Raw genomic sequence first — 22,312 nt, 5'->3', positions numbered from 1 at the left:
TTAACGAGATTGGGGTGTTTTTTTATGCACGGTGTTGATTATCGAAATGAAAAGAGATCTAGTTATATTGAGTTAATTGATCACTGAATTCATTGAATAATGGACTATTGACCTTTAAAATTTTTAGCTAAATAATAATTGAACAAAAATTGGGTATTTCTTATGAAACTTAACTCTTTCTCACCGCTTCCTGATCATGATGAAGAATTACATCTTCCTGAACTGGTGTATGCTGCATCTTTAGGAGAGTTTGAACAGGTTGAACAACTGTTATCACAAGGTATTGACGTTAATCAAACTGATAATGATGGCTATAGTGCGCTACAAGCTGCGGCGGAAAATGATCATTTAGATATCGTTAAATTATTGATTTCTAAAGGCGCAAACAAAGACTATAAAAGCCAATTTACCGCATTAGAGCTTGCAGAAATGGCTGAAAATCAACAGATTATTGCGTATTTAAATGGTTTATAGATTCTCAAACAATGTGATGTGAATCAGATATTCTATAGATATAAAAAGAAAACCCCATCATCCTGATGGGGTTTTCTTCGTATTCGTGTGTTAGATCTGACTCCTGTCGAATCTCACGTTCCTGATGCTCAGACGCTTTATTGTTGTTTTATGTCTGGGAAACTTCCTGTTCCCTATAGCTATAGAATATAAGACTAGGCTTTGATCGTATAGATGACAATCGCTGTGATTGCTGTAAGCATTTTCCTACAAAGACAGCATGGCAATTAATTTACATCAATATTATTTGCCATAAGCCCTTTGCCTTGTGCTTCAGCAATCAAGCGTTCAGCAGATTCACGGTTTTTACGCAGTCCTGGCATACGGAACTCAGTATGACCATAGTCATGAATGCGTGTCCAACGTCCACCCCATGTTAAACCTACAGATTCAGCAACAACCCCATATAATTGATAGCCTTTCCATGCCCAAGGATCTCGTTCAGAAATGACAACTTTACCATCTCGTTTAAAGGCAACATCGGCAGCTAAACCAAACTGATGATAGCTTTGATAGGCTTTGGCTAAAGTCGTGGCTGTATTGCCAGATAAACGAGTTTGACGCTCTGGACTACGATAACCTTCTAAAAGTACCATTTCATAACCATGGCGCTCTTTCATGATTTTAAAGACCATCAGTAAACGCTGCTTATAACTTGGATGCATTTTGTCCCATTTACGGTCAACCATTGCTGTATCGAAGCTGCTACGTTGATCTCCAACCCCTTCATTATCAATAGCTGATGGATTTACACTCGGGAATTGATGATTTGGAACAGGGTTGTCTCTTTCTAATATTTGTGCTTGAACAATCGCAGCATCAATTAAGCTTTCATCCACTGCTGGAGGAGGGGTTAAAACTTCACCATTTAATAGTGCATAAATTTGAGGGTCAGTTTTTCTTAAATATTCTGCTTCAACCTTTGTCGGATCAATTGGTCGTGTAAATGCAAAAACAAGAATGCTGGAAAGTAAAAAGAAACCCGCAATCAAAATCCACCATTGCTGTAAATGCCAATGGGTTTGGGTTTGATTGGCTGAGGCTGCTTGATTCATTTGTTCTGCAAAGTGCTTTGCAGAAGCCAGCTTTCTCTTACCTTGCGGTAAAAGTGCTTTAAGATAGTCTAAGGTTTTATGTCTAATTTCATAAGACATCAGAAAAGTTAGACCAAGCACCAAAAAGATAAAGCAAATGACAACAAACAAAATCATGGTTTGTTTTCTATGACTTTACGGTCTATCGTCATTTTCACTGTACCTTCAGGGGAAGCTTCTTGCGCTTCCTCTTTTTTAGGTGCGGCTTCTTTTTCAGTAGGTTTAGCAGCAGCTTCTGGCTTTGCTTCTACTTTCTCTTTTGGTACTGGTTTTGCGGTTATTGCAGCTTGTGGTCTGGTTGCAGCTGGCGGTGGCACTGCTGGTTTCGCCTCTGGTTTTAGCATTTGTTCAAACGGAGAGGCATTCGGATTTGGGTTTTTCTGAGCAGCAACCTTATTTTCATGTTTAAAAATCTGATTGAAATCTTTTTCATTGATATGCTGCTTATATGCACCAGCATTTTCATCGTGATGATTGGTTGCTGCTTCTTCAGCATGCACATCGCGTAGTTCAGGTTCTTGTGTTGCAACCGAATCTGTATTGGTACTGGCACTTTCTGTTGGGTTCATATTGATAAAAACAAAAAAGAAAATAGCAGAAATAACCATCCCAGCAATTAAACCAAGTAGAAAAACAGATGATTTCCCCAATGTTTTTTTAGCGGGTTTACTTTGTAATATACGAATAGATGTTTGTTTTTCTTGTGTCATAATTCAACCTGTCAAGGCAATTGAATAGTGATATGTGCTTGTTCAGCAGGTGCAGAAATCACATTATTAAATTTCGCAATAGAAGCATTTTCCGTCTTATTCAACATGAATTTTAGGCCAGCGAAAGCCAGTACAGCAAATAACAACAGGAAAATTAAAATCCAAACAAAGGGTAATTCTTTATGAATAATATTTTTGATTTGATCTGGTAAAGCCGCAAAAGGAGAAAAAGCAGTCTTTTTGCCTTTTAAATAATCGATTTCATCACCGACTCGTGCCACAAGATGATTTAAACTTTCAATCGATTCAATACGATACTTACCTTGGAAACCAAGCAATAAGCAATAATGAAAAACTTCGAGTGAAGCCAATCTTTCTTTACCACGAGCACGAATCAGTTCGAGAAACTCAAAGAATCGATAACCTGCAAGTTGTGAACCAAATAAAGTTAATTGAAGTGGACTGATTAACCAATGATTTTGCAGGTTAAAGAATGATGGATCTTGTTGAGTAACAATGGTTTCATCAATTAAGGCACAATATGCATATTTTGCATCATGAATATCTTCAGGAGAAAACTGCAGTTTTTTTGCTTGATGTTCAAAACGATTCAACAAGTCTAAAATTTTGTCTTTAAAGCCGTTTGCATTTTCTGGAACATACTGATTTTTCAATAAGAAAACAATATAAAATCCGTCATGTAGAAGGTCGACTAAATTGGTTGCTTGTGTGATTTTGGATTGTTGAGGTAAAGAACCTCCACCGATTTGTCCATCATCAAACAGTGAGGGGGCAATATTATTCTGGCTCATGACATACTCCTCGCTTAACCATTCATCACTGCAATTAATTCAATACTGATATCTTGGAAACCTGCAGGGACATAAATACAGATGGTTTCAGAATCAAGCATACGTTGATACATTTCATGATGTGGTTCAATTTCAAAATAATTCACACCAGAACGCACCGGGATAGCAGTTGGAATTTGGACTAAATGATGAATTGGGATTGCAGGAAGTGCCGCAACAACACGTTGTTCAACATCGACAGTATTCCCGACTTTGAAACGCAGTGGGACAATTTGAATCAGTTCATGGGTTTGCATCATGCTACTAGAAACAGCGATATAAAGTCTTGATTCTTTAGTGATTTTATCTGTTTCTAAGCTTCCGACCCAATATGATGGGCGAATTTCTTTTAGCGCAATACTGATATAACGACTTGAAATAATCGTATCGAGCAATTCGCGTAGAATTTTATCAAGCTGACTAAAGCTATCTTGCAAGTTATGATGTTGATATTGTGGCAAATGTTCAACTTCATATGCGGTCGAGAATGTCAGCAATGAACCAGTTAAACGCAGAAGTTCAAAAAATAGTTTTTCAGGGTGAATCTGCGGATTTTGTAACAGATGATTCAAGGTCGCATGAGCAGTATTCAGTGCATTGACCAACCAGAATGAAACAATATCACCCGATCTAAATTCAATGAGCTTTTGTTCATTTTCACGGTTATTGGTTTGAATCATTTTAATTTTGGCACGAACAACGTTCAATGTTCGCTTCAAATTTGCCAATAAGGTTTCATTTGACTGAATATGTAAAATTGGTGGGATATATTTTGAATCAATCTCAAAATTCCCTGAACTATGACGTCGAATTTTACCGATAGCAAGATATAAAAAACCATCTAAATCTTGATTTGGATCTGCTTGAACATCAAAAAGTTTAAATTCAGTTCGGCGTCGAAGAAATGTAATTTCAGCAGGGGATGCATCAGTAAAAAGATCGTGAGTTTCATTCAAATATGAATGGTAGCGAGCAGGTTGTTTATCCTGTTCATCAGAGATGTTCTTTTTATTCGGTTGTAAAATAGGCAATGCTAAGTAGATTAACATTTCCCCACGCAAGTTCAGTTCATCCAATAAAATTGGTTGTGGTAACAGATCTTTGGCCGGCGCTTGGTAAATTTCACCATCCTGCCAAATCATATCGATTTGCTCTAAAGCAAGCACATGTGTGCCCAGTTGTGTTTCGTCAAATCGAAGATTTTTAATTCCATAAGGATAAGGAATCGTTGAACGAATGGTGTGGTTAAGTCGTTGTTCTTGATACGTATCTTGTAATTGGAAGTGTTGTGGTCTTAAAAATAAACCTTCACCCCAAAGAACTTTTTCTGCTTTAAACATAGATGATTACCATTCAGAAGATTCATTATTTTGGTTTACGCCCAATAATTCTTGAATAGAATCAAGGGGATTATCATTTTTAATGACTTGAGTTAACCATTCATGTAAAGGCATTTGGCTCCATTTAATTGTTTTTTGCAGCATATAACTCACAGGACTATGCGGCTCATTGGTTTGAAAGTAATCGGCAATCTCTTGTAAAACCCGCATTGCCTGTTCACGGTTTTGTAAATGGCTTTGTGGTTGAGGTTGAAATGTTTGCGCTTGTGGAATTGGAGCTGAATGCGTTGTTTCTGTTACTGGCATTGTCATTTGAGCTGGGGTATCTTCAACTGCAGCTGTATTGGTGTTGTTTCCAAATGAGTCTGCTTTATAGATTTTTTTCAGGTTCATTTGAATATTTTCAAACTGTGAATCGATACTCGCAAAACTTGGTGCTTCCAGCTCCATTAATGCATCTAATGTTTGTTTGATAATATTCCAATGCTGCAAAATTTCTTGAAATTGCTGATAATTTTGATACTGAAAAGTCCGTGAGGTATTGAATAGCGCTTGATTGAATTGATCTAATTCTAAGGACGCTTCTACACTGTCAGAATCTTCGGCTTGCTTACGACGATTATTCTGTAAATGTAAGAATTTTTCGTATTGGGCAAGTGAATAAAATGGTTGAATGTTGATGAGCGGAACATTCTTTACCAAGCTCGGTAATTGGGTGGTAAAACCTTGCAGTAAGCCTAAGCGTTGATCTAAGTCGTCATCTTCAATTTCAGGATGAATCTTTAACCAGAACTGTTCTAAAACACGGTGACTCAGTTCCAGTCCTTTGATTAAGCCTTCAAAGCCATAGAGGTTTGTCCAAGCTTCTGTAAGCCAGGTTAATAAACGAATATCTTTGGTTTTTTGCGTGAGTAATTGGATTGATTTTTCTGCAACAAATGACCAGTCGGCTTGCTTTGGCTCAGAAATCCAATCACCTTGGTCTAATAAAGGATCATCATGGGTACGTGCTTTTTTGATTTCGTGAAACTCATTGGAAAAAGATAAATCTTCTCCACACGGATGAGCATCAGAAATAGGTTCTAATAAGACGTCTAAATTTATATCCATTTTCTATACTCGTATATATTTAAGCTTCCACAACTTTTGATTTTTTGCTCGACTTTTTCTTTGCTGGCTTCGCTTGTGGATCTAATAGGTAAATGATTTCATCATCTTTAGTATCAATATGAATGACTTTTGGTATTTTTTGTTCAGCCAAAGCCACCAATATTTCAGTGGCCAAAGCAGGTAACACTGAGGCATTTAAAATGTTATCAACATTACGTGCGCCACTATCAACTTCAGTACAACGACTTAGAATTAATTCGATTAAATCATCGCTATATGTCACTTTGGTTTCATACTGCTTTTCGAGTCGTGCTGTAATTTTTCCTAGTTTATGCTCAATAATTCTGACTAATAGATCATCATGTAATGGGAAGTAAGGGACAATTCGCATACGGCCTAAGAATGCTGGCTTAAATTGTTTGTATAAGCTTGGTTTGAGTTGTTCAGTCAGCTCTTCAGCACTTGGCCATTCTTCGACAGGTTGATTTAAGCATGCCTGCATGATGGCATTTGAGCCCGTGTTTGACGTCAGTAATATCGTGGTGTTTTTAAAATCAATCACACGACCTTCACCATCTTCGAGCGTACCTTTGTCAAAAACTTGGTAGAACAGTTCTTGGACATCGCTGTGTGCTTTTTCAATCTCGTCTAATAACACAACGCTATACGGATTACGTCGAACGGCTTCAGTCAAAACACCGCCTTGACCATACCCGACATATCCTGGAGGCGCACCTTTAAGCGAAGAAACCGTATGCGCCTCTTGGTATTCAGACATATTGATGGTGATTAAATGTGACTCACCACCATAAAGTTCATTGGCAAGTGCTAAGGCAGTTTCTGTTTTACCCACACCACTTGGACCGACAAGCATGAAAACACCTTGTGGTTTATTTGGGTCTTCTAAACGTGCTTTTGATGTTTTAATACCTTGAACCAACTGATGTAGGGCATAATCTTGTCCCATCACACGTTTTTCAAGTTTTTCTTCCAGACTGAGAATTTGCTTAATTTCATCATTGACCATTTTACCAACAGGAATACCCGTCCAGTCTGAAATAATTTCATTAATAATTTGGGCATTTACACGTTCAAAGACCAATGGTTGCTGACCTTGTAGCTCAGATAGCTGCTTACGTGTACTGAGAATCTCATCTTTGTTGGAATCAGCCTGTTCAGCAGTTTCTAATGCTTGGATTTTTTGAATCAATGCCAATTCGGCTTGCCATTGTTGTTCTGTTTGCTGAATTTCTTGATCAAGCAATTCCAATGATGATGTTAATTGAGCTAAACGTTCTTCATGAATTGGCTGGTGACGGTGTTCATTTTCAATAATATTGAATTCAAGATTTAAATTATGTTGTTGTGCTTTAAGTTGATCAAGTTTGACCGGTTGAGCATTTTGGGTTAGCGCAACACGAGCCGCAGCGGTGTCAAGCACACTAATGGCTTTATCCGGGAGTTGGCGGCCACTAATATAACGATGTGAAGAATGAACAGCGGTGATAATCGCTTCATCATCAATGCGTAAATTAAAGTGATTGGCCATCACTGGAATCATGGCACGTAGCATATCGATCGCGACTTCTTCAGTCGGTTCTTCTACTTTGACCACTTGGAAACGACGACTTAAAGCAGCATCTTTTTCAAAATATTGTTTGTATTCAGCCCAAGTTGTTGCTGCAATTGTGCGTAATTCACCGCGCGCAAGTGCAGGTTTTAATAAGTTCGCAGCATCATTTTGCCCAGCTTGGCCGCCCGCACCAATCATGGTGTGAGCTTCATCAATAAACAAAATAATTGGATGAGAAGACTGTTGTACTTCTTGAATCACTTGTTTTAAGCGGTTTTCAAACTCACCTTTAACACTTGCACCCGCTTGTAACAGGCCCATATCCAAAGAGTGTAATTGGACATTTTTTAACGCATCGGGCACTTGGTTCTGTGAAATTTTTAATGCCAGACCTTCTACAACAGCCGTTTTTCCCACACCAGGTTCACCCGTTAAAATAGGGTTGTTTTGACGACGACGCATCAAGATATCAAGCATTAAACGGATTTCATATTCACGACCAATGACTGGATCAATTCCACCTTTTTGGGCTTTTTCAGTCAAATTAATGGTGAACTGATCTAATGCAGGTGTCTTTTTGCTCGAAGCGGAATTGTCTGTTGGCTGATTCTTAAGTTCAGCTTCTTGTTCTTGAGAATTTGTTGGAATATTTTCGGCGCTGTTTACACAAATTTCCAAAAATTTATGCTTCATCGTATCGATTGGAAACAGATCAAATAAGCTCGATGCTCGAATAGCAATTTGGTAAAGATCAGATGCTGTTAAAAGTGCAATCAATAAATGACCGCTTCGGATCACTGGGTCTGGTTCAGCCGAAGCAAGTAACCAAGCTTGTTCAAGAAGTCTAACAATTGATTTGGAAAAAATAGGTGTACGGGTATTTCCTTTAGGAAGTTGAGAAATACACTCTAATAAATCTGTTAAAAGTGCATCTTTTGAAATTTTGTATTTATTAAGTAGAAGTTCAAGATCATTGGATTGTTGTTCTAATAATTTGACAAAAAAATGTTCGATTTCGATTTCAAAATTTTGATGGTTTACACATAAGTTGGCGGATTGTTCTAAAGATGTACGTGAAGATGCTGATAACTTTTTAATCAAAACTTTTAGATCTGTCATTTTCTGTCTCTCTCAAAAAACTTTATTTCTAGGCAAATAAATTCTAAATTTTCTAGCCTATAAATTTGGCATTAAAATTAGTATATTGAAATCAAATATTTAATAATTTTTTAAAAATCACTGGAAATATTTTACATAAAAAAAAACTTTTGTGAAGACAGGATATTATGTATATTATGCAACCAATTAAAAAAGTCATTTTTATCAAACGGTTAAAATATTGATACGAAATTTAACTTGACGAGGGTACGTTTTTTTAGTCTTATTTTTAAGTCTTTAACGAAATTGCTTAATTATACATATTTATAAAACATCAAAAGTAAATCTATTGAATAACTGAATCAAGTAAATATTGAGGTTGGATTTTGAAGAATTTTATTCCATATATTTTAGTTCTTGGCGCATCATTGGCGACTACATTTGTCTACGCGGATGATGAAATCAAACTAAAAAGATCCTGTATAAAAGATTACCCAATGGTCGAGGGAGAAACCAATCCTGAGTTGTTGGCGGTCTATTCACAATTGTGTGATAAGAAAAATAAAGACAATAAGAACAAACTGTTGGTCTCAGCGGCAGAGAAGTTTCAGCAAATTGGAAAAAATGATAAAGCCATCCAAATTGTCAATTATTTAGAAACGCAAAACATCCAAAGCAATGAATTAACGGATGTCAAATTCCTTGCAGGAATTGGCTTAGCTTCTGACGCATTGAATAAAATGCGCACACGTGAAATGAGATATTTGACTGAGGATAAAACCTATCCTGTTGCGAAAAGTTTTACTGACGCAGTTAGACAAGCAATGCCAGCAGCAGTTTTGGTTGAAAAAAATCAGGAAAGTGCCCCAGTTGTAGAGCGTGCTCGTCCTCAGAAGGTGAGTCGCCCTCAGAAGAACCGTGCTACACCAACACGCTCAACGCCTGCTGCAAAACCAGCGACAAAGCCTACTGCGACGCCAGCGAAACCGAAGTCTACGTCATCAGCACCAAGACCGAACTTCCCAACATAATTTATTGCCCAAATTAATGGATAACAAAAATGTCAAAACGTGAAAGTGTACAGAAGAAATTACAGCGAATCCGACCACCACGTGTTCAACTGACTTATGATGTTGAAGTCGGTGATGGTAAAGAAATTAAAGAGTTACCTTTTGTTGTAGGTGTTTTAGGTGACTTTTCTGCTGCTTCTGAGTTAGAAAAAACCAAATTAAAAGATAAAAAATTTATTAATGTTGACTTAGAAAACATTGATGAAGTGATGGAGTCGTTGTCTCCTCGTGCCGCATATCAAGTTGAAAATACGCTGACTGAAGAGGGTGGGCGTATGTCGGTCGACTTAACCTTTAAATCGATGGAAGATTTCAGACCAGAACAAGTGGTACAACAAGTAGAACCATTGAGAAAATTAGTTGAAGCTCGTGAACGCTTAACGGATTTGAGAAACAAGATTTCAAATAGTGAGCGTTTGGAAGATTTACTTGATGAAGTCTTACAGAATACTGATCAGATTCGTAAATTAAGCGCTGAGGCGGGTCCTGAAAATGAGTAATTTACAAACCAATACTGTGCAAGATGCAGCCGTAGAAGAAGTAAGTTTACTTGATTCTATTGTGGAGCGTAGCCGCATTGCACGTAATGATGAAGAGCATGACCGTGCGAAAAGCTTGATTGGTGAATTAGCCAAAGAAGTGATGGCAGGAACAATCACTGTTTCAGAAAATATGTCTTTATCGATTGATAAGCGTATTGCTGAAATAGATGCGTTGATTTCAAAGCAGCTCAGTAAAATCATGCACAATGAGCAGTTTCAAAAAATTGAATCGACGTGGCGTGGTTTGTATTACTTCTGTCAGGAGTCACCTTCAAATCCATTGATCAAAATTCGTATGTTAAACACAACGAAAAAAGAATTGGTTAAAGATTTCCAAGGCGCGACAGATTTCGATCAAAGTACCTTATTTAAAAAAGTTTATGAAGAAGAATACGGTTCATTCGGTGGCGCACCTTATGCGACATTGATCGGTGACTTTGAGTTTGACCGTACTCCTTCAGACATGTATCTGTTAGAACAGATTTCACATGTTGCAGCAGCGGCACATGCTCCGTTTATTTCGGCAGCAAGCAGTAATATGTTAGGCCTTGAATCATTTACAGATATTGATCGTCCTCGTGACGTTTCAAAAGTATTTGAAACAGCAGAATATGTACAGTGGCGTTCTTTCCGTGAAAGCGATGACGCTCGTTATGTTGCGTTGACAATGCCACGCGTTTTAGGCCGTTTGCCTTATGATCCAAAAGAAGGTTGGGCGACTGAAGGCTTTAACTTTGTGGAAGAAGTTTCAGGGCAAAACCATGATGAATATTTGTGGATGAATGCAGCTTATGCGTTTGGTACTCGTTTGACCAATGCATTTGACCTCCATGGTTGGTGTGCTGCGATTCGCGGAGTTGAAGGTGGTGGTATGGTCGAAGGCTTACCAGTACATACTTTCAAAACCAATGATGGTGAAGTTGTATTTAAGTGCCCAACTGAAATTGCGATCACTGACCGTCGTGAGAAAGAGTTGAGTGACTTAGGTTTTATTCCACTTGTTCATTGTAAAAATACAGATTACGCAGCATTTTTTGGTGCACAGTCTACGCAAAAACCGAAGAAGTATGACAGTGATACGGCAAATGCGAACTCATCATTATCGAGCCAGATCCAATACATCATGGCAGTTTCACGAATTGCACATTATTTAAAAGCAATGATGCGAGATAAAGTCGGAAGCTTTGCTTCAGCGGGTAATGTAGAAGCATTTTTAAATGAATGGCTATCACAATACGTATTGCTTGATGATGGTGCTTCACAAGAAGCTAAAGCGCAGTATCCATTGCGTGAAGCTTCTGTAAAAGTTGTAGAGAATCCTGCAGAGCCAGGGCACTACAAGTCTGTGGTCTTCTTAAGACCGCATTTCCAGCTAGATGAGTTGTCGGTTTCTTTGCGACTTGTCACTGAGTTACCTCAGTCCTCGAATTAAAATAGAGCGTGGCTAAATAATAACTTTAAAAAATAAGGGTAATCCAATGAAAGATATATACGTTCAATTCCAAGGTAAGTACAAGGTTGATGGCGAGTCACGTGATTCTGAGCACAAAAATTGGCTAGAAGTTAATTCTTGGTCTCATAATATTCGTCAGCCGAAATCTGCGACTTCTTCAAGCGTTGGTGGTCATACTGCTGAACGTGTAGAACACTCAGATATGCTTTTTGTTAAAGATTTGGATGCAACTAGTCCAAAACTTTGGGAAGCTTGTTCTGCGGGTTATACATTTGATGAAGTTCAAATTGACTTCTACCGTGCAAATGGTGACAAACGTATTAAGTACCTTCAAATCAAACTTAAGCATGTACTTGTTTCAAGTGTAACGCCTACGGTAAATGAAGAAGGTGTTCCAACTGAAGCATTTGGTCTTAAATATGCTGCGGTTGAGTGGACTTATAATCAACAAGATATTAACGGTTCTGCTAAAGGTGCCGTTACTAAGAAATGGTCTCTTTCTAACAATACAGCATCTTACGCTGCTTAATTGTTTGTTGGAACAGATAGGGACTCGGGTCCCTATCTGTTTCATATTATTAGAATATACATTATGAATTTAGATCAACTATACCCATATGGATTTCGATCTACACTATTTGATCGTTTAATTGTTGAAGATGATTATATTAAAGGGCTTTCGATTCATGAGTTAAGAGAGTCTGTTGCTCATGATTTAGAAGATTTATTAAATACACGAATTGCCAAGCTAGATTTGGAAATCGATGATTTTCCTTTAGTGAAAAAGTCTATTGTACAATTTGGCATTATTGATTTTGTTGGGCTTTCCACAGCGAATCCAACCGATCGAGATACTATCTGCCAGTCCATAGAACAATCGATTGCTGCACATGAACCACGCTTAAAACAAATTAAAGTAGAAATGCAGTTAGATGACCAAAATGTTGGTTCGTTATGCCTAAGCATTCAAGCTTATTTAAATATCCATCCACTTTATGAACCTGTAATTTTTGATGCCTTACTTAAGCCAACAACACAGCAATATGTGATTTCTGCCAGATCTTAAAATAAAGTAGGTATGTCGTGATAGAAGAACTTTTACCGTATTATGAAAAGCAATTACAAGAATTTGGACAGCAGTCGCGTGCCTTTGCAGATAAATACCCAAAAATTGCACAACGATTATCTTTAAATCAAGAACAAATTGATGATCCACATATTGAACGCCTGATACAGGCATTTTCTTTAATTGCCGCACGTATTGATAAAAAGTTAGCTGATAGTTACGACATCTTTACACGTTCTTTATTTGAGGTGATGTTTCCTCAATATTTACGCCATTTCCCGGCGTGTTCAGTTGTGAGTTTTGAAGACTTAAACAAGCAAAAACAATTGACAGATGTTCACATTATTCCCAAAGGAACCACTTTAAAATCGAGAAGTTTCAAAGGTGTCCAATGTGAGTTTAATACCAGTGCTGAAGTTAAATTACTACCAATCCAACTGGAAAGCCTGAGTTTCCAAACCAATCCTAGTGCACATATTCATTTAAACCAAAATGCGACATTAAATTTAAAATTTGAGTTATTAAACCCTGTTAAAAATTGGTTGAAAAATGAAAAGCTCCCCATTTATTTGGATGCCATTTCAAACTTTCCTTTGCAAGTTCTAGATCATATCTTTCATAAAGAGACCAGTTTTAGTCTTCGTATCAATCATAAAGTTGTGGCGATAAAAAATCCGTTTGAAGTGATGGGTTTTGATGAAAATGAAAGTTTATTGCCGGTTGATCAACATACCCATCATGCTTACCGATTATTAATCGAATATTTCTGCTTTCCTGAAAAGTTTAGTTATTTAAATTTGAATTTAGATTTTTTAAAATTATTAAAAGAAGAAAATCTAAGTTTTGAAGTGCAGATCCATTTAAAACTGAATTTAAATGACCAAGCCATTATTCGCAATTATTCAGAATTGAATGTGGCAAATTTTAAGTTATTTACCAGCCCTGTTGTCAATTTGTTTGAGAAGCAAGCTGAGCCACAAAAAATCAATCATAAAAACTTAGAATATCCTTTGATGACGGATGCACATCATCCTGAGTTCTATCAAGTGTATTCAATCGTTGAAATGAATTTGATCCGTGAAAAAAGCAACCAAGATCAAGTGGTTTATCCAATTTTACCTTTCTTTGCCATGAGTCATTATCACGGTGATGATATTCAGTTTTTTTATGCATTAAATCCAACCGTTTTACAAAATCAATATGTCGAAACGGGCTATTCGATTATTTCTAAACAATTAGAACCGCACAGTATTAAGTCTGATTTTGTCAGTTGTAAATTGTTATGTTCCAATCGTGAATTACCGCACGAAGCTTTGGGTCAGTCAAATAATGTCTTGAATTTGAATGACAGTACCGTTGCTCGTCGTGCATTGGTGTTAAAAAGACCTACTGCACCGTTCCAATTTGAAAAAAATAAGAATGAACAATGGCGTATTATTTCGCATCTTTCATTAAATACTTTAGCGTTAATGAAGGGTGATGCTGTCAGCCATATTAAAGAATTATTAGAGCTTTATAACCTACCAAAATCTAAAGAAAATCATTTAATTATTGATGCAATTAAAAAAATTGAGTTTGAAATCACCAATAAACTGGTTGAAGCCAAACCCTTTCCAATGTTTGTACGTGGGGTGAAGGTTTTAATGGATGTAGATGTCCAAGTTTTTAGAGGGCATAGCTTATATATTTTCAGCGAATTGATCAGTCATATCTTTAACTTAAAAGTACAGATGAACAGTTTTGTTGATGTTTTTGTTCGAGATTTAAATACAAAACAGGAGTTATACCAATGCGTACAGAACGTTGGTGGCAAGAAGCTTCTGTAATTGATGAGCTTTTTAAAACCCCTACAGCTTTTGAATTTATCCAAACCACACGATTATTTAGACATGCGCCCAATACCGCTGTTTTAAAGAATTGGTCTGACGATTTTCTTTTTGAAAGTTCATTAAATTTGAACTTCCCAAAACATGAAATTGAATTACTTGAACAACAAGACGAAAAAATCCATCTTACTAATTTGATTGTCGGTTTAACTGGTATGCAAGGCGCAATGCCGTATACTTATACCAATAAAGTGAAACAAGCACCGCGTAAACAGCGTGTTGAAGTTCAAAAATTTTTAGGCTTATTTAATCATAAGCTTACAGCTCAATTTGTTGAAGCCAGTTTAAGTTATAACCTGCCTGTACGTTATGAGGTTGAGAAAGAAAATAATTACTTAGAAATCCTGCATGCATTAAATGGTTATATTCGAACACAACATCAACAGAGTGATTTAGACGATTATTTTGCTGAATTTTCTGGGCTGATGCAGGGGCAAAACAATACAGCCCATGCACTAAAGACAATGCTGACCTGCGTATTCAATCAACAGGTTGAAGTCAAAGAATATATTACCGAAAAGTTTAAACTCGGCGATGACCAGAAAACTACATTGGGAGGCAAGCAACCCTTTTTGTTAGGTGTAAATACTTTTTGTGGAGAAACGATTCGACAAATTGATGGAAAAATTGAGATTCAAATTGGACCATTGAGCCATGCACAGTATTTAGAATTTTTACCCAAGAAAAAATTGAGTAAGAAGTTAAAGAAAATTCTGCAAAGTTGGTGTAGTCCCACCTTACTTGTCGATCTACGTTTAGTCTTGGCAAAAGAGGAAGTCCAGCCTTTACAACTGAGTTCAACAACACAAATCGGTTTGGCACAAGGTGCTTTTGTGATGCCAAAAACTCAAAGTGACAATGATGAAACGTGTTATGCACTGATTGGAGTGTCATAAGTGATCAAAATAATTTTAGGAACTTTAGTCAGCACAATATTACTGGTTTCGGTAATCGTGGTGTTTTATTGGCGTGATATCAAATATGACCCAAATGGGCAAGATTTTCTGATTTTCTTTGGGGTGATTCCAGCGGCGATTACTTTGTTAATTCTAAGCCCAATGTTGATCAAAAAGATTTATCAAAGCCGCCAAGAGAAGAAAGAACAACAAAGAATTGAGGCAGAACAAAGTTCAGAACAACAACAAACCACTGAAGCTAAAGTTGAAGAAAAAATTGAATGGGTAGACTTGAAAGTTTATTCAGCGACAAGTTTAAGTGCCTTAGGCGAAAATGAAGCACAGCTTGATCAGCTTCAAGATGTGGCAAGTCCTGAACTTGATTCGCAATTGGTCAATGGTTATGGCTTACCGATTCTTTCATTCCGTGTTCAAGAGATTGAAGAACCGTTAGAGGATGAGGCATCTAGTCTTTCCAGTCGTCAAAAGCGTATAAGTGCATTAATTCAGCAGCAATTAGAACAGAATACTGAAACTTTATATCAAATTGCAGAGCACCTAAAAAACTCGGCACTGTTTTATGATGCCAAACTTGCACATGAATATCGTATGCATCCTGCTTGGATTGACCCTCATCGTGACTATGAGGATGAGCCGATAGAACAACAGGTCGCAGAAGCAGTACCTCGACTTAATCGTTTGAATATTCATATTATTTTGCCAGAAAATTTATTCCATAGCTGGGATGAAAGTTCAGCTTCAGAATTGGTTCATCATTATCTTACTGAACTGGGCATTCTCGATCAGCAATTTGGCACTGAATATCATTATTGGGGTGAAACAACTGCGTATAAAGACTGGATTAAGTTGCTGAAAAGAACCCAACTTCTGGATTCTGAGGCATCACTGTTTATTGCAGTAGATTCAGAAATTGATCAAGAAACCATAGATGATCGGACGTGGATGACTGAAAAATATATTCCATCTGAGTATATCAGTACCTGTTGTATGACAAATACTCAGGTCGAATTGCAAAATTTACAAGCAATAAAGTATATTCGAATTGCTTTAAATTCTGATCAGGCATCTAAAACATTAAAAGAGTTGAATTTAGACCAAGCAGAACAGTTTGATCAAGAACAGCGCTTTGTCTTGGTCTTAGACGACCCAGCAGAGATCAAGCTGTTAAAGAAACTTGAACAAAACTTTGCCGAAACAGCGATTGAAGCGCATCATTATCTTTACAGTAAAAATAGCCTAGGCCATACCCAACCCTTAGCCAAAGTTTTTGGTTTTATGTTGAGTTTGCACTTTAAAGATGAGTTGTACGGTTATGTTTATAGTGCTGAACATCAGCAAACCCAAGTGCTTGTTGGGACTGAGTTTGCATAGAACTTACAGATAAATTTAGAAAGAAATAGAGAAAATGATACAAACAATTTTAAGCTATGCATGGCAGTACATCACAAATCCGAAACTGGTGATTGCGCTTTCGATTCTGGTGGCGCTCGTTTCTTCATATAGTGTAGTGCCGCGTCAGTACTTCTTTATGATGGTTGCAGCTTACATTCTTGGATTGGTGATTTACGGTATCTACTGGTTGATCCAGCGCCGTAAACATGCAGAACAAGGTGAAGCATTGGCTGAAGCGATTCAACAAGACACCACTGCTGAATATGGAAAACAAAAAGATAAAGAAGAATTAAATCTGATCAATCAGCAGATGAAAGATTCGATCCAATTGATTCGTAAGTCTAAATTGGGTGATAAAAGTGGTAACGCAGCACTCTATGAGTTGCCTTGGTATATGGTGATTGGTAACCCTGCTGCGGGAAAAAGCTCGGCAATTTACCATTCTGGACTAAAATTTCCCTTTGAAGAGACCCATCAAAAAGTGGTGTCTTCAGGACTCAGTGGTACCCGAAACTGCGATTGGTTTTTCTCAACAGAAGGGGTATTGCTGGATACAGCTGGTCGATACTCTGTGTATTCTGAAGACCATTCAGAATGGTTAGGCTTTTTAAATATTCTGAAAAAGAACCGCTCTAAAGCGCCGATCAATGGCTTAATTGTGATTGTTAGTGTGGCTGAGTTGGTCAGTCAAAGCCCTGAAAAATCGATCAAATTAGCGAAAAGTTTAAGAGCGCGTATTCAAGACTTAACTGAACGTTTAGAAATTTTTGCACCTGTTTATTTGGTCTTTTCTAAAATGGATTTGATTGCAGGATTCACTGAATTTTTTGAATGTTATGAATCCGCTGAGTTTGATCAAGTGTGGGGTGCGACCTTACCTTATGACTCTGAATCATCACAGAATGCTGTAGAACATTTCGAGAAGCACTACAATATTTTATATGATGGATTAAAAGGGGTCAGTACCACCCATTTAAGTCGCCGTCATGCGCAAAATATTTCACCAAGTGTGATGACTTTCCCACTTGAATTTAAGACTTTAAAACCTGTATTAAAAACGTTTATTGGTACTTTATTTGAAGAAAATCCGTATCAGTTTAAACCAGTCTTCCGTGGCTTTTACTTTACCAGTGCTTTACAAGAGGGCGTGATAGAAAGCCCGATGACGGAACAAATTGTTGATGATTTTCAGCTGACTAAAATCCCCAATAGCGAACATGGTATTCCACAAAATTCAATTTCTCAGAATCATGGCTATTTCTTAAAAGGTTTATTCTCAGAAGTCATTCTCAAAGATAAAAACCTAGTTAAACAACATATTAACCCGACCACAAAGCGTAAACGTTATTTGGCGTTTATTGCATCATTATTGGGTGTTTCCATCATTTTAGGTCTATGGGTATGGTCTTATCGTAATAACCAACAGTTGATTGCAGATGTTCAGGCCGATTTAAATAAAGTTGTGCAAATGGAGCAAACTTCGGGTCAAGAGCTCTCTACCCAAATCGATGCATTACTGATTTTGCAACAACGTTTAGAGCAATTGGATGATTTTGATCAGCATCGCCCGTTGAAGTTTTCGTTTGGTCTATATCAAGGCAATGACTTAAAAGAAAAATTAAAAGCCGAATACTTAAAAGGTGTGAAACAAATTGTTTTAGCGCCGAGTCAGCAAAACATTGCGCAATATCTACAACGTGTAAAAGGCAATGAGCAGACGCTTAAACAAAACCATGTCAATGTAGAAATTAAACAAGCGTCTTCAACACAGATTGCATCAGAACCTTCTGATACCAATCCGCAAGATGCCTACAATGCGTTAAAAGCCTATTTGATGATGAGCAATCCACAATATATGGATGCGAGTCATTTAAGTGACCAAGTCACTCGCTTTTGGCGTTCATGGTTAGACACCAATCGTGGACAAATGCCACGTGGCGAAATGATTCAAAAAGCTGAAAAAATATTGAGCTACTCAATGACTTTAGCCAATGATAAAAAGTTTCCAGTGTTAGAGTCTGATGCGCAATTGGTCGATCAAACCCGTCAAGTGTTGCTCTCTGTTGTACGTGGAATGCCAGCACGTGATCGCGTTTATAATGAAATTAAAATGCGCACGGCTGTTCGATTCCCTGCGGTGACGGTGGCGCAAATTGTCGGTGAAACCAATCGTAATGTCATGCTCGGTGGTTATGCATTGCCTGGTATATTTACCCAAAAAGCATGGGATGAATATGTCGATAAGGCGATTGAAGAAGCTGCGAATAAGCCAACAGATACCAAAGATTGGGTGTTGAATAGTACCCAGTCAGATGATTTAACTTTTAGTGGTAGTCCTGACCAAATTCGTAAACAGTTAACCCAGTTGTATAAGCAAGAATATATAGCTGAATGGAAGAAGTTTATTAATGCTACCCATTATGCGAAAGGTGCTGATTTTGTTCAGCAAGCCAAGGTCATGGATGTGTTGGGTGAGCCACAAAATTCTCCAATCCGTACCTATATTGACCGTGTTGCAAAAGAAACCAGTTGGGATAATCCAGTCGTTCAAGCTGAGCTTGCCGCACCACAAACTGGCTTTATTGCTTGGTTTAAGCGTAAAGTTTTAGGTCAAGGTAAAACGGATGATATCCAACGTGCATCCAATCAAGCACAAGGGCAGATTTCTCAACAATTCCAAGTATTCTATCAATTGGTCCGTAAACGTGATGATTTACAGAACAAATCACTGCTGGATGATTATTTACAGAATATGGCGCAAGTCAGAAGTAAGCTGAATGATCTACGCAGTGCAGGTGACTTTGGTCCAAGTGCTTTGGCCTTAGCGAAACTGACCATTAATGATCAAAGTTCAGTTTTCAACATCACTCAAAAAGTCGTTGATGAAAAATTGACGGTTGGTTTGGGTGAGTTGGATCAGCAAATGGTTCAAAAATTGTTGGTGAGTCCATTAACTCAATCTTTTGACAGTTTGTTGACCCCAGCACAGGACGAAATTAATAAACTTTGGACCTTGCAGGCTTTCCAACCATTTAGCCAAACACTTTCGCAAAAAGTTCCATTTAACTCTTCTGGAACCATTCAAGCGACCAGTAGTGAAATTAGCCAAATTTTTGGTGATAACGGCAGCATTTCTAAATTTGTAAAAGAAACCCTTGATCCATTCGTTATTCGTCGTGGTTATACGTTGTCATCGAAGACATGGAAAAACATGGGTATTGGTTTAAATCCTGATTTCGTCATGAATTTTGAGCAATATACCACACCAATTAATGGTGCTTCTGCGGGAGCAGCAGGTGGTGCTCCAGTTGCAGCCAATCAGTCAAATTTCCAATTCTATCCGATCCCTAACAATAAATTATTGTCCTATACCATTGATATTGATGGGCAGCGCTTGGTTTATGAAAATGGCATCCAACAATGGGTTAACTTCATGTGGCCAAATCCTGGTGCAATACCGGGAGCACGGATTACGGCAATCGATTTAGATGGGCAAACCCATACCATATTTGATGAGCCGGGTGAATACGGGATCAATAAATTAATTGATAGCGCACAACGTAAGTCATTGAATGGAAGCTTTGAAATGACATGGGCAAGCAAACAAAACAGTGATTTGTTTGTGAAACTTCAATTCCGTTTAATTAGTGGTAATGCTTCAAATCCAATTGGTTCTAATCGTGGCTATGTTGGATTAAAACTGGTTGATCGAGTCACAAGTCCTAAAGCACCATTGGTTGTTGCAGCACAGGCAGCGCCTGTTACCGTAAGTGCAAACTCACCAGCAGCTTCACCATTTGGCGGTGCGACTGCACCGACAGCAGCTGCACCTAAGCCTCAGACAACCGCACCAGCAAGCCCAACTACGGCACCTGCTGGCAATGCGGCAAATGCTGCCGGAAAAGGAGTGGCTCAATGATTCAAGGGAACGATTTGACGCGAGGGATTAAAGTATGCAAACGATAAAGTCTACACCGTTGTATTATGGAAAATGTCCCGCACGTGGTGATTTTCTGAAAACAAAAGGGCAATATTCATTGATTCAAGTGATTGATCAATGGATTACGGAAGCTTTAGAGCTTGCAATGCGAGAAGAAAATTTTAATCAAGCTTATGAATCATTAGCACCTTTAGACTTCTTTATCGCAAACCCTAAGGAAAGAATGTTTCTTGCGGCAAATATGGTGACCAGTGAAGACAGTTCTGGTCGTCAATTTCCAATGGTTTTAAGCCAGTTATTAGAAGTTGATCACCCCTTTCAAAACTTACTCTATGCGCCGTTTAAATATAAACCGGTATTGATTGATTTATTTCAAAAAAATCGAAGCATCCGAACCATTCGTGATCCTGAAGTATTGATCAATAAGCTGGGTGAAATTGATCGTGAAATACAGGTTCTACCTGAATTAAAAACGCAGGACTTTTTTGAAAATCATACCATGCATTCATTTGCACAAATGATGAAGATCACGCCTTATGAATTGGCACAAAGTATGTTGGGTTTGGGCTTATTACTACAGCCGGTGCTTAAACACGGTACCAGTAAGTTATCTAAGGTGCTTATTTTACCGATTAATAATCATAATTATTGCTATGAAATTGCTGCCTTTTGGGTCAACTTAATCGGACGCTTTTTAGAAAAAAGTAATACAGAGATCTTAATTGGTATTCTTCACCAAGAGTCTCCAATTTTATTATTTGGCTTCCAAGGGGCAGATATCACGGCTTTAAGTAATATTTTCACTCAAAATATGCAAAATGATCATTGGGTATCTTTGGTCAAACCGTTATGGATTGATGCCTATTTGGAACAGAATGCAGGTCTAGCAGCACTAGAACAGTCTTTATGTGAACGTCAATTGAGTCTGGTTCAAGGCATGAAAATTTTTAGACAAACATTTATAGATGAATAATGATATGAAAAATAAACAAGTCAAAATATTGAAAAAATTTGCGCTTATTTCTAGCTTATTTTGTTCATTCAATGTGTTTGCTGCCCCGATTGTGGTTGAAGGTGCTGTGCCGAATGACATGACCAAACAAGCAATCTTGGCGAAATTAAAAGCGGTTTATGGTGATGATCAAGTTGTTGATAAAATCCAAATTCGAGCCGTATCCGCACCGAATGGCTGGAGTGATTCGGTTACTCGTGTGATTACCCCAGATTTAAAGAAGATTAGCCAAGGTAAGCTCTCTGTACGAGGCACGCAAGTTGAATTGGTTGGGAAAATGGGTGTGCAAACTGATATTCAGCCAACCACCAGTTTATTCCAATCCTTAGTTCAACCACCTTATCGATTTAATTCACAAATTTCAGTGAATGCTGCTGAGCAATCTGTGATTGATAATGCATTAAAAAATCGAATTATTGAGTTTGAATCTGGCAAAGCCGTACTTACCCCAACAGGTACACAAATCTTAGACGAGATGGTGGTTGCATTAAATAAAGTCCAAGGTAAAAATGTTAAAATTGTGGGGCATACTGACAGCCAAGGTAATCCACAGAAGAATCAGGATTTGAGTTTGCAACGTGCTGAAGCGGTGAAGCAATACTTAACTACGAAAGGCATTGCACCGACTCGTTTAAGCACAGCTGGTCTGGGTTCAACCAAACCTGTTGCTGATAATGCAACTGAAGATGGGCGTAAAAAGAACCGCCGTATTGAGTTCGATGTTTTATAAATTTTTATTCAATAA

The 22,312-nt window shown here is 37.8% G+C and carries 18 protein-coding genes; 12 read left to right on the top strand and 6 right to left on the bottom strand.

What is annotated here, in order from left to right; translation table 11 throughout:
- Positions 1-162 precede the first annotated feature (162 nt).
- Positions 163-474 (top strand): ankyrin repeat domain-containing protein, encoded by a 312-nt coding sequence (locus GJV03_RS12800; RefSeq protein WP_154130224.1) that lies wholly within the window; start codon positions 163-165, stop codon positions 472-474.
- A 266-nt stretch (positions 475-740) separates the two neighbouring features.
- On the opposite strand, the gene GJV03_RS12795 is transcribed toward GJV03_RS12800, so the two are convergent.
- From GJV03_RS12795 to tssH, 6 genes are read right to left on the bottom strand one after another with little or no spacing between them, the layout of a single operon-like run.
- Entirely contained in the window at positions 741-1,724 is a 984-nt protein-coding gene (locus tag GJV03_RS12795; protein ID WP_004723569.1) for a M15 family metallopeptidase, read from the bottom strand.
- On the bottom strand, positions 1,721-2,317 hold the full coding sequence (locus GJV03_RS12790; RefSeq protein WP_154130223.1) for a hypothetical protein: 597 nt from the start codon (positions 2,315-2,317) through the stop codon (positions 1,721-1,723). Before GJV03_RS12790 ends, GJV03_RS12795 begins: the two co-directional genes overlap by 4 nt.
- Positions 2,318-2,328: 11 nt before the next feature.
- Positions 2,329-3,129 carry a type IVB secretion system protein IcmH/DotU gene (gene icmH, locus GJV03_RS12785; protein ID WP_004723567.1) on the bottom strand — a complete coding sequence of 267 codons (801 nt, stop codon included), beginning with the start codon at positions 3,127-3,129 and terminating at the stop codon, positions 2,329-2,331.
- Between the two features lie 14 nt (positions 3,130-3,143).
- Entirely contained in the window at positions 3,144-4,508 is a 1,365-nt protein-coding gene (tssK, locus tag GJV03_RS12780) for a type VI secretion system baseplate subunit TssK (RefSeq protein ID WP_004823587.1), read from the bottom strand.
- A 6-nt stretch (positions 4,509-4,514) separates the two neighbouring features.
- Entirely contained in the window at positions 4,515-5,618 is a 1,104-nt protein-coding gene (gene tssA, locus GJV03_RS12775; protein ID WP_004723563.1) for a type VI secretion system protein TssA, read from the bottom strand.
- Positions 5,619-5,637: 19 nt separating this feature from the next.
- Entirely contained in the window at positions 5,638-8,310 is a 2,673-nt protein-coding gene (gene tssH, locus GJV03_RS12770) for a type VI secretion system ATPase TssH (protein WP_154130222.1), read from the bottom strand.
- Positions 8,311-8,675: 365 nt separating this feature from the next.
- Here tssH and GJV03_RS12765 point away from each other — a divergent pair, with 365 nt between their 5' ends.
- From GJV03_RS12765 to GJV03_RS12715, 11 genes are all read left to right on the top strand, one after another.
- Positions 8,676-9,320: a hypothetical protein gene (locus tag GJV03_RS12765; protein ID WP_004723561.1), complete on the top strand. Its 645-nt coding sequence runs from the start codon at positions 8,676-8,678 to the stop codon at positions 9,318-9,320.
- Between the two features lie 29 nt (positions 9,321-9,349).
- Positions 9,350-9,859, top strand: a complete 510-nt coding sequence (tssB, locus tag GJV03_RS12760) for a type VI secretion system contractile sheath small subunit (protein ID WP_004723560.1) — start codon at positions 9,350-9,352, stop codon at positions 9,857-9,859.
- Complete coding sequence (gene tssC, locus GJV03_RS12755) at positions 9,852-11,333, top strand: type VI secretion system contractile sheath large subunit (RefSeq protein ID WP_004823591.1); 1,482 nt, start codon at positions 9,852-9,854, stop codon at positions 11,331-11,333. The genes tssB and tssC overlap by 8 nt, the downstream gene beginning before the upstream one ends.
- 46 nt (positions 11,334-11,379) lie before the next feature.
- Complete coding sequence (locus tag GJV03_RS12750; RefSeq protein ID WP_004723558.1) at positions 11,380-11,883, top strand: type VI secretion system tube protein Hcp; 504 nt, start codon at positions 11,380-11,382, stop codon at positions 11,881-11,883.
- A 63-nt stretch (positions 11,884-11,946) separates the two neighbouring features.
- On the top strand, positions 11,947-12,420 hold the full coding sequence (tssE, locus tag GJV03_RS12745) for a type VI secretion system baseplate subunit TssE (RefSeq protein WP_004723556.1): 474 nt from the start codon (positions 11,947-11,949) through the stop codon (positions 12,418-12,420).
- Positions 12,421-12,437: 17 nt separating this feature from the next.
- The gene (gene tssF / locus GJV03_RS12740) at positions 12,438-14,246 is read left to right on the top strand and encodes a type VI secretion system baseplate subunit TssF (protein ID WP_327857919.1); all 1,809 of its coding nucleotides are present in this window, start codon (positions 12,438-12,440) and stop codon (positions 14,244-14,246) included.
- Positions 14,210-15,202: a type VI secretion system baseplate subunit TssG gene (tssG, locus tag GJV03_RS12735; protein WP_105714162.1), complete on the top strand. Its 993-nt coding sequence runs from the start codon at positions 14,210-14,212 to the stop codon at positions 15,200-15,202. The genes tssF and tssG overlap by 37 nt, the downstream gene beginning before the upstream one ends.
- Complete coding sequence (locus GJV03_RS12730; protein ID WP_327857918.1) at positions 15,203-16,594, top strand: hypothetical protein; 1,392 nt, start codon at positions 15,203-15,205, stop codon at positions 16,592-16,594. It abuts the gene before it with no gap.
- A 37-nt stretch (positions 16,595-16,631) separates the two neighbouring features.
- Positions 16,632-20,534 (top strand): type VI secretion system membrane subunit TssM, encoded by a 3,903-nt coding sequence (gene tssM, locus GJV03_RS12725; protein ID WP_354666857.1) that lies wholly within the window; start codon positions 16,632-16,634, stop codon positions 20,532-20,534.
- 34 nt (positions 20,535-20,568) lie between these two features.
- A complete protein-coding gene (gene tagF / locus GJV03_RS12720; protein WP_004723551.1) occupies positions 20,569-21,528 on the top strand; it encodes a type VI secretion system-associated protein TagF in 960 nt (319 codons plus the stop codon).
- The gene (locus GJV03_RS12715; protein ID WP_105714166.1) at positions 21,521-22,297 is read left to right on the top strand and encodes an OmpA family protein; all 777 of its coding nucleotides are present in this window, start codon (positions 21,521-21,523) and stop codon (positions 22,295-22,297) included. Before tagF ends, GJV03_RS12715 begins: the two co-directional genes overlap by 8 nt.
- Positions 22,298-22,312 lie beyond the last annotated feature (15 nt).

The organism is Acinetobacter sp. RIT698 (assembly GCF_009668065.1).
Lineage (GTDB): Bacteria > Pseudomonadota > Gammaproteobacteria > Pseudomonadales > Moraxellaceae > Acinetobacter > Acinetobacter guillouiae.
Note: the sequence above shows the minus strand (reverse complement) of the source record. Positions and strands in the feature narration are given on the sequence as shown.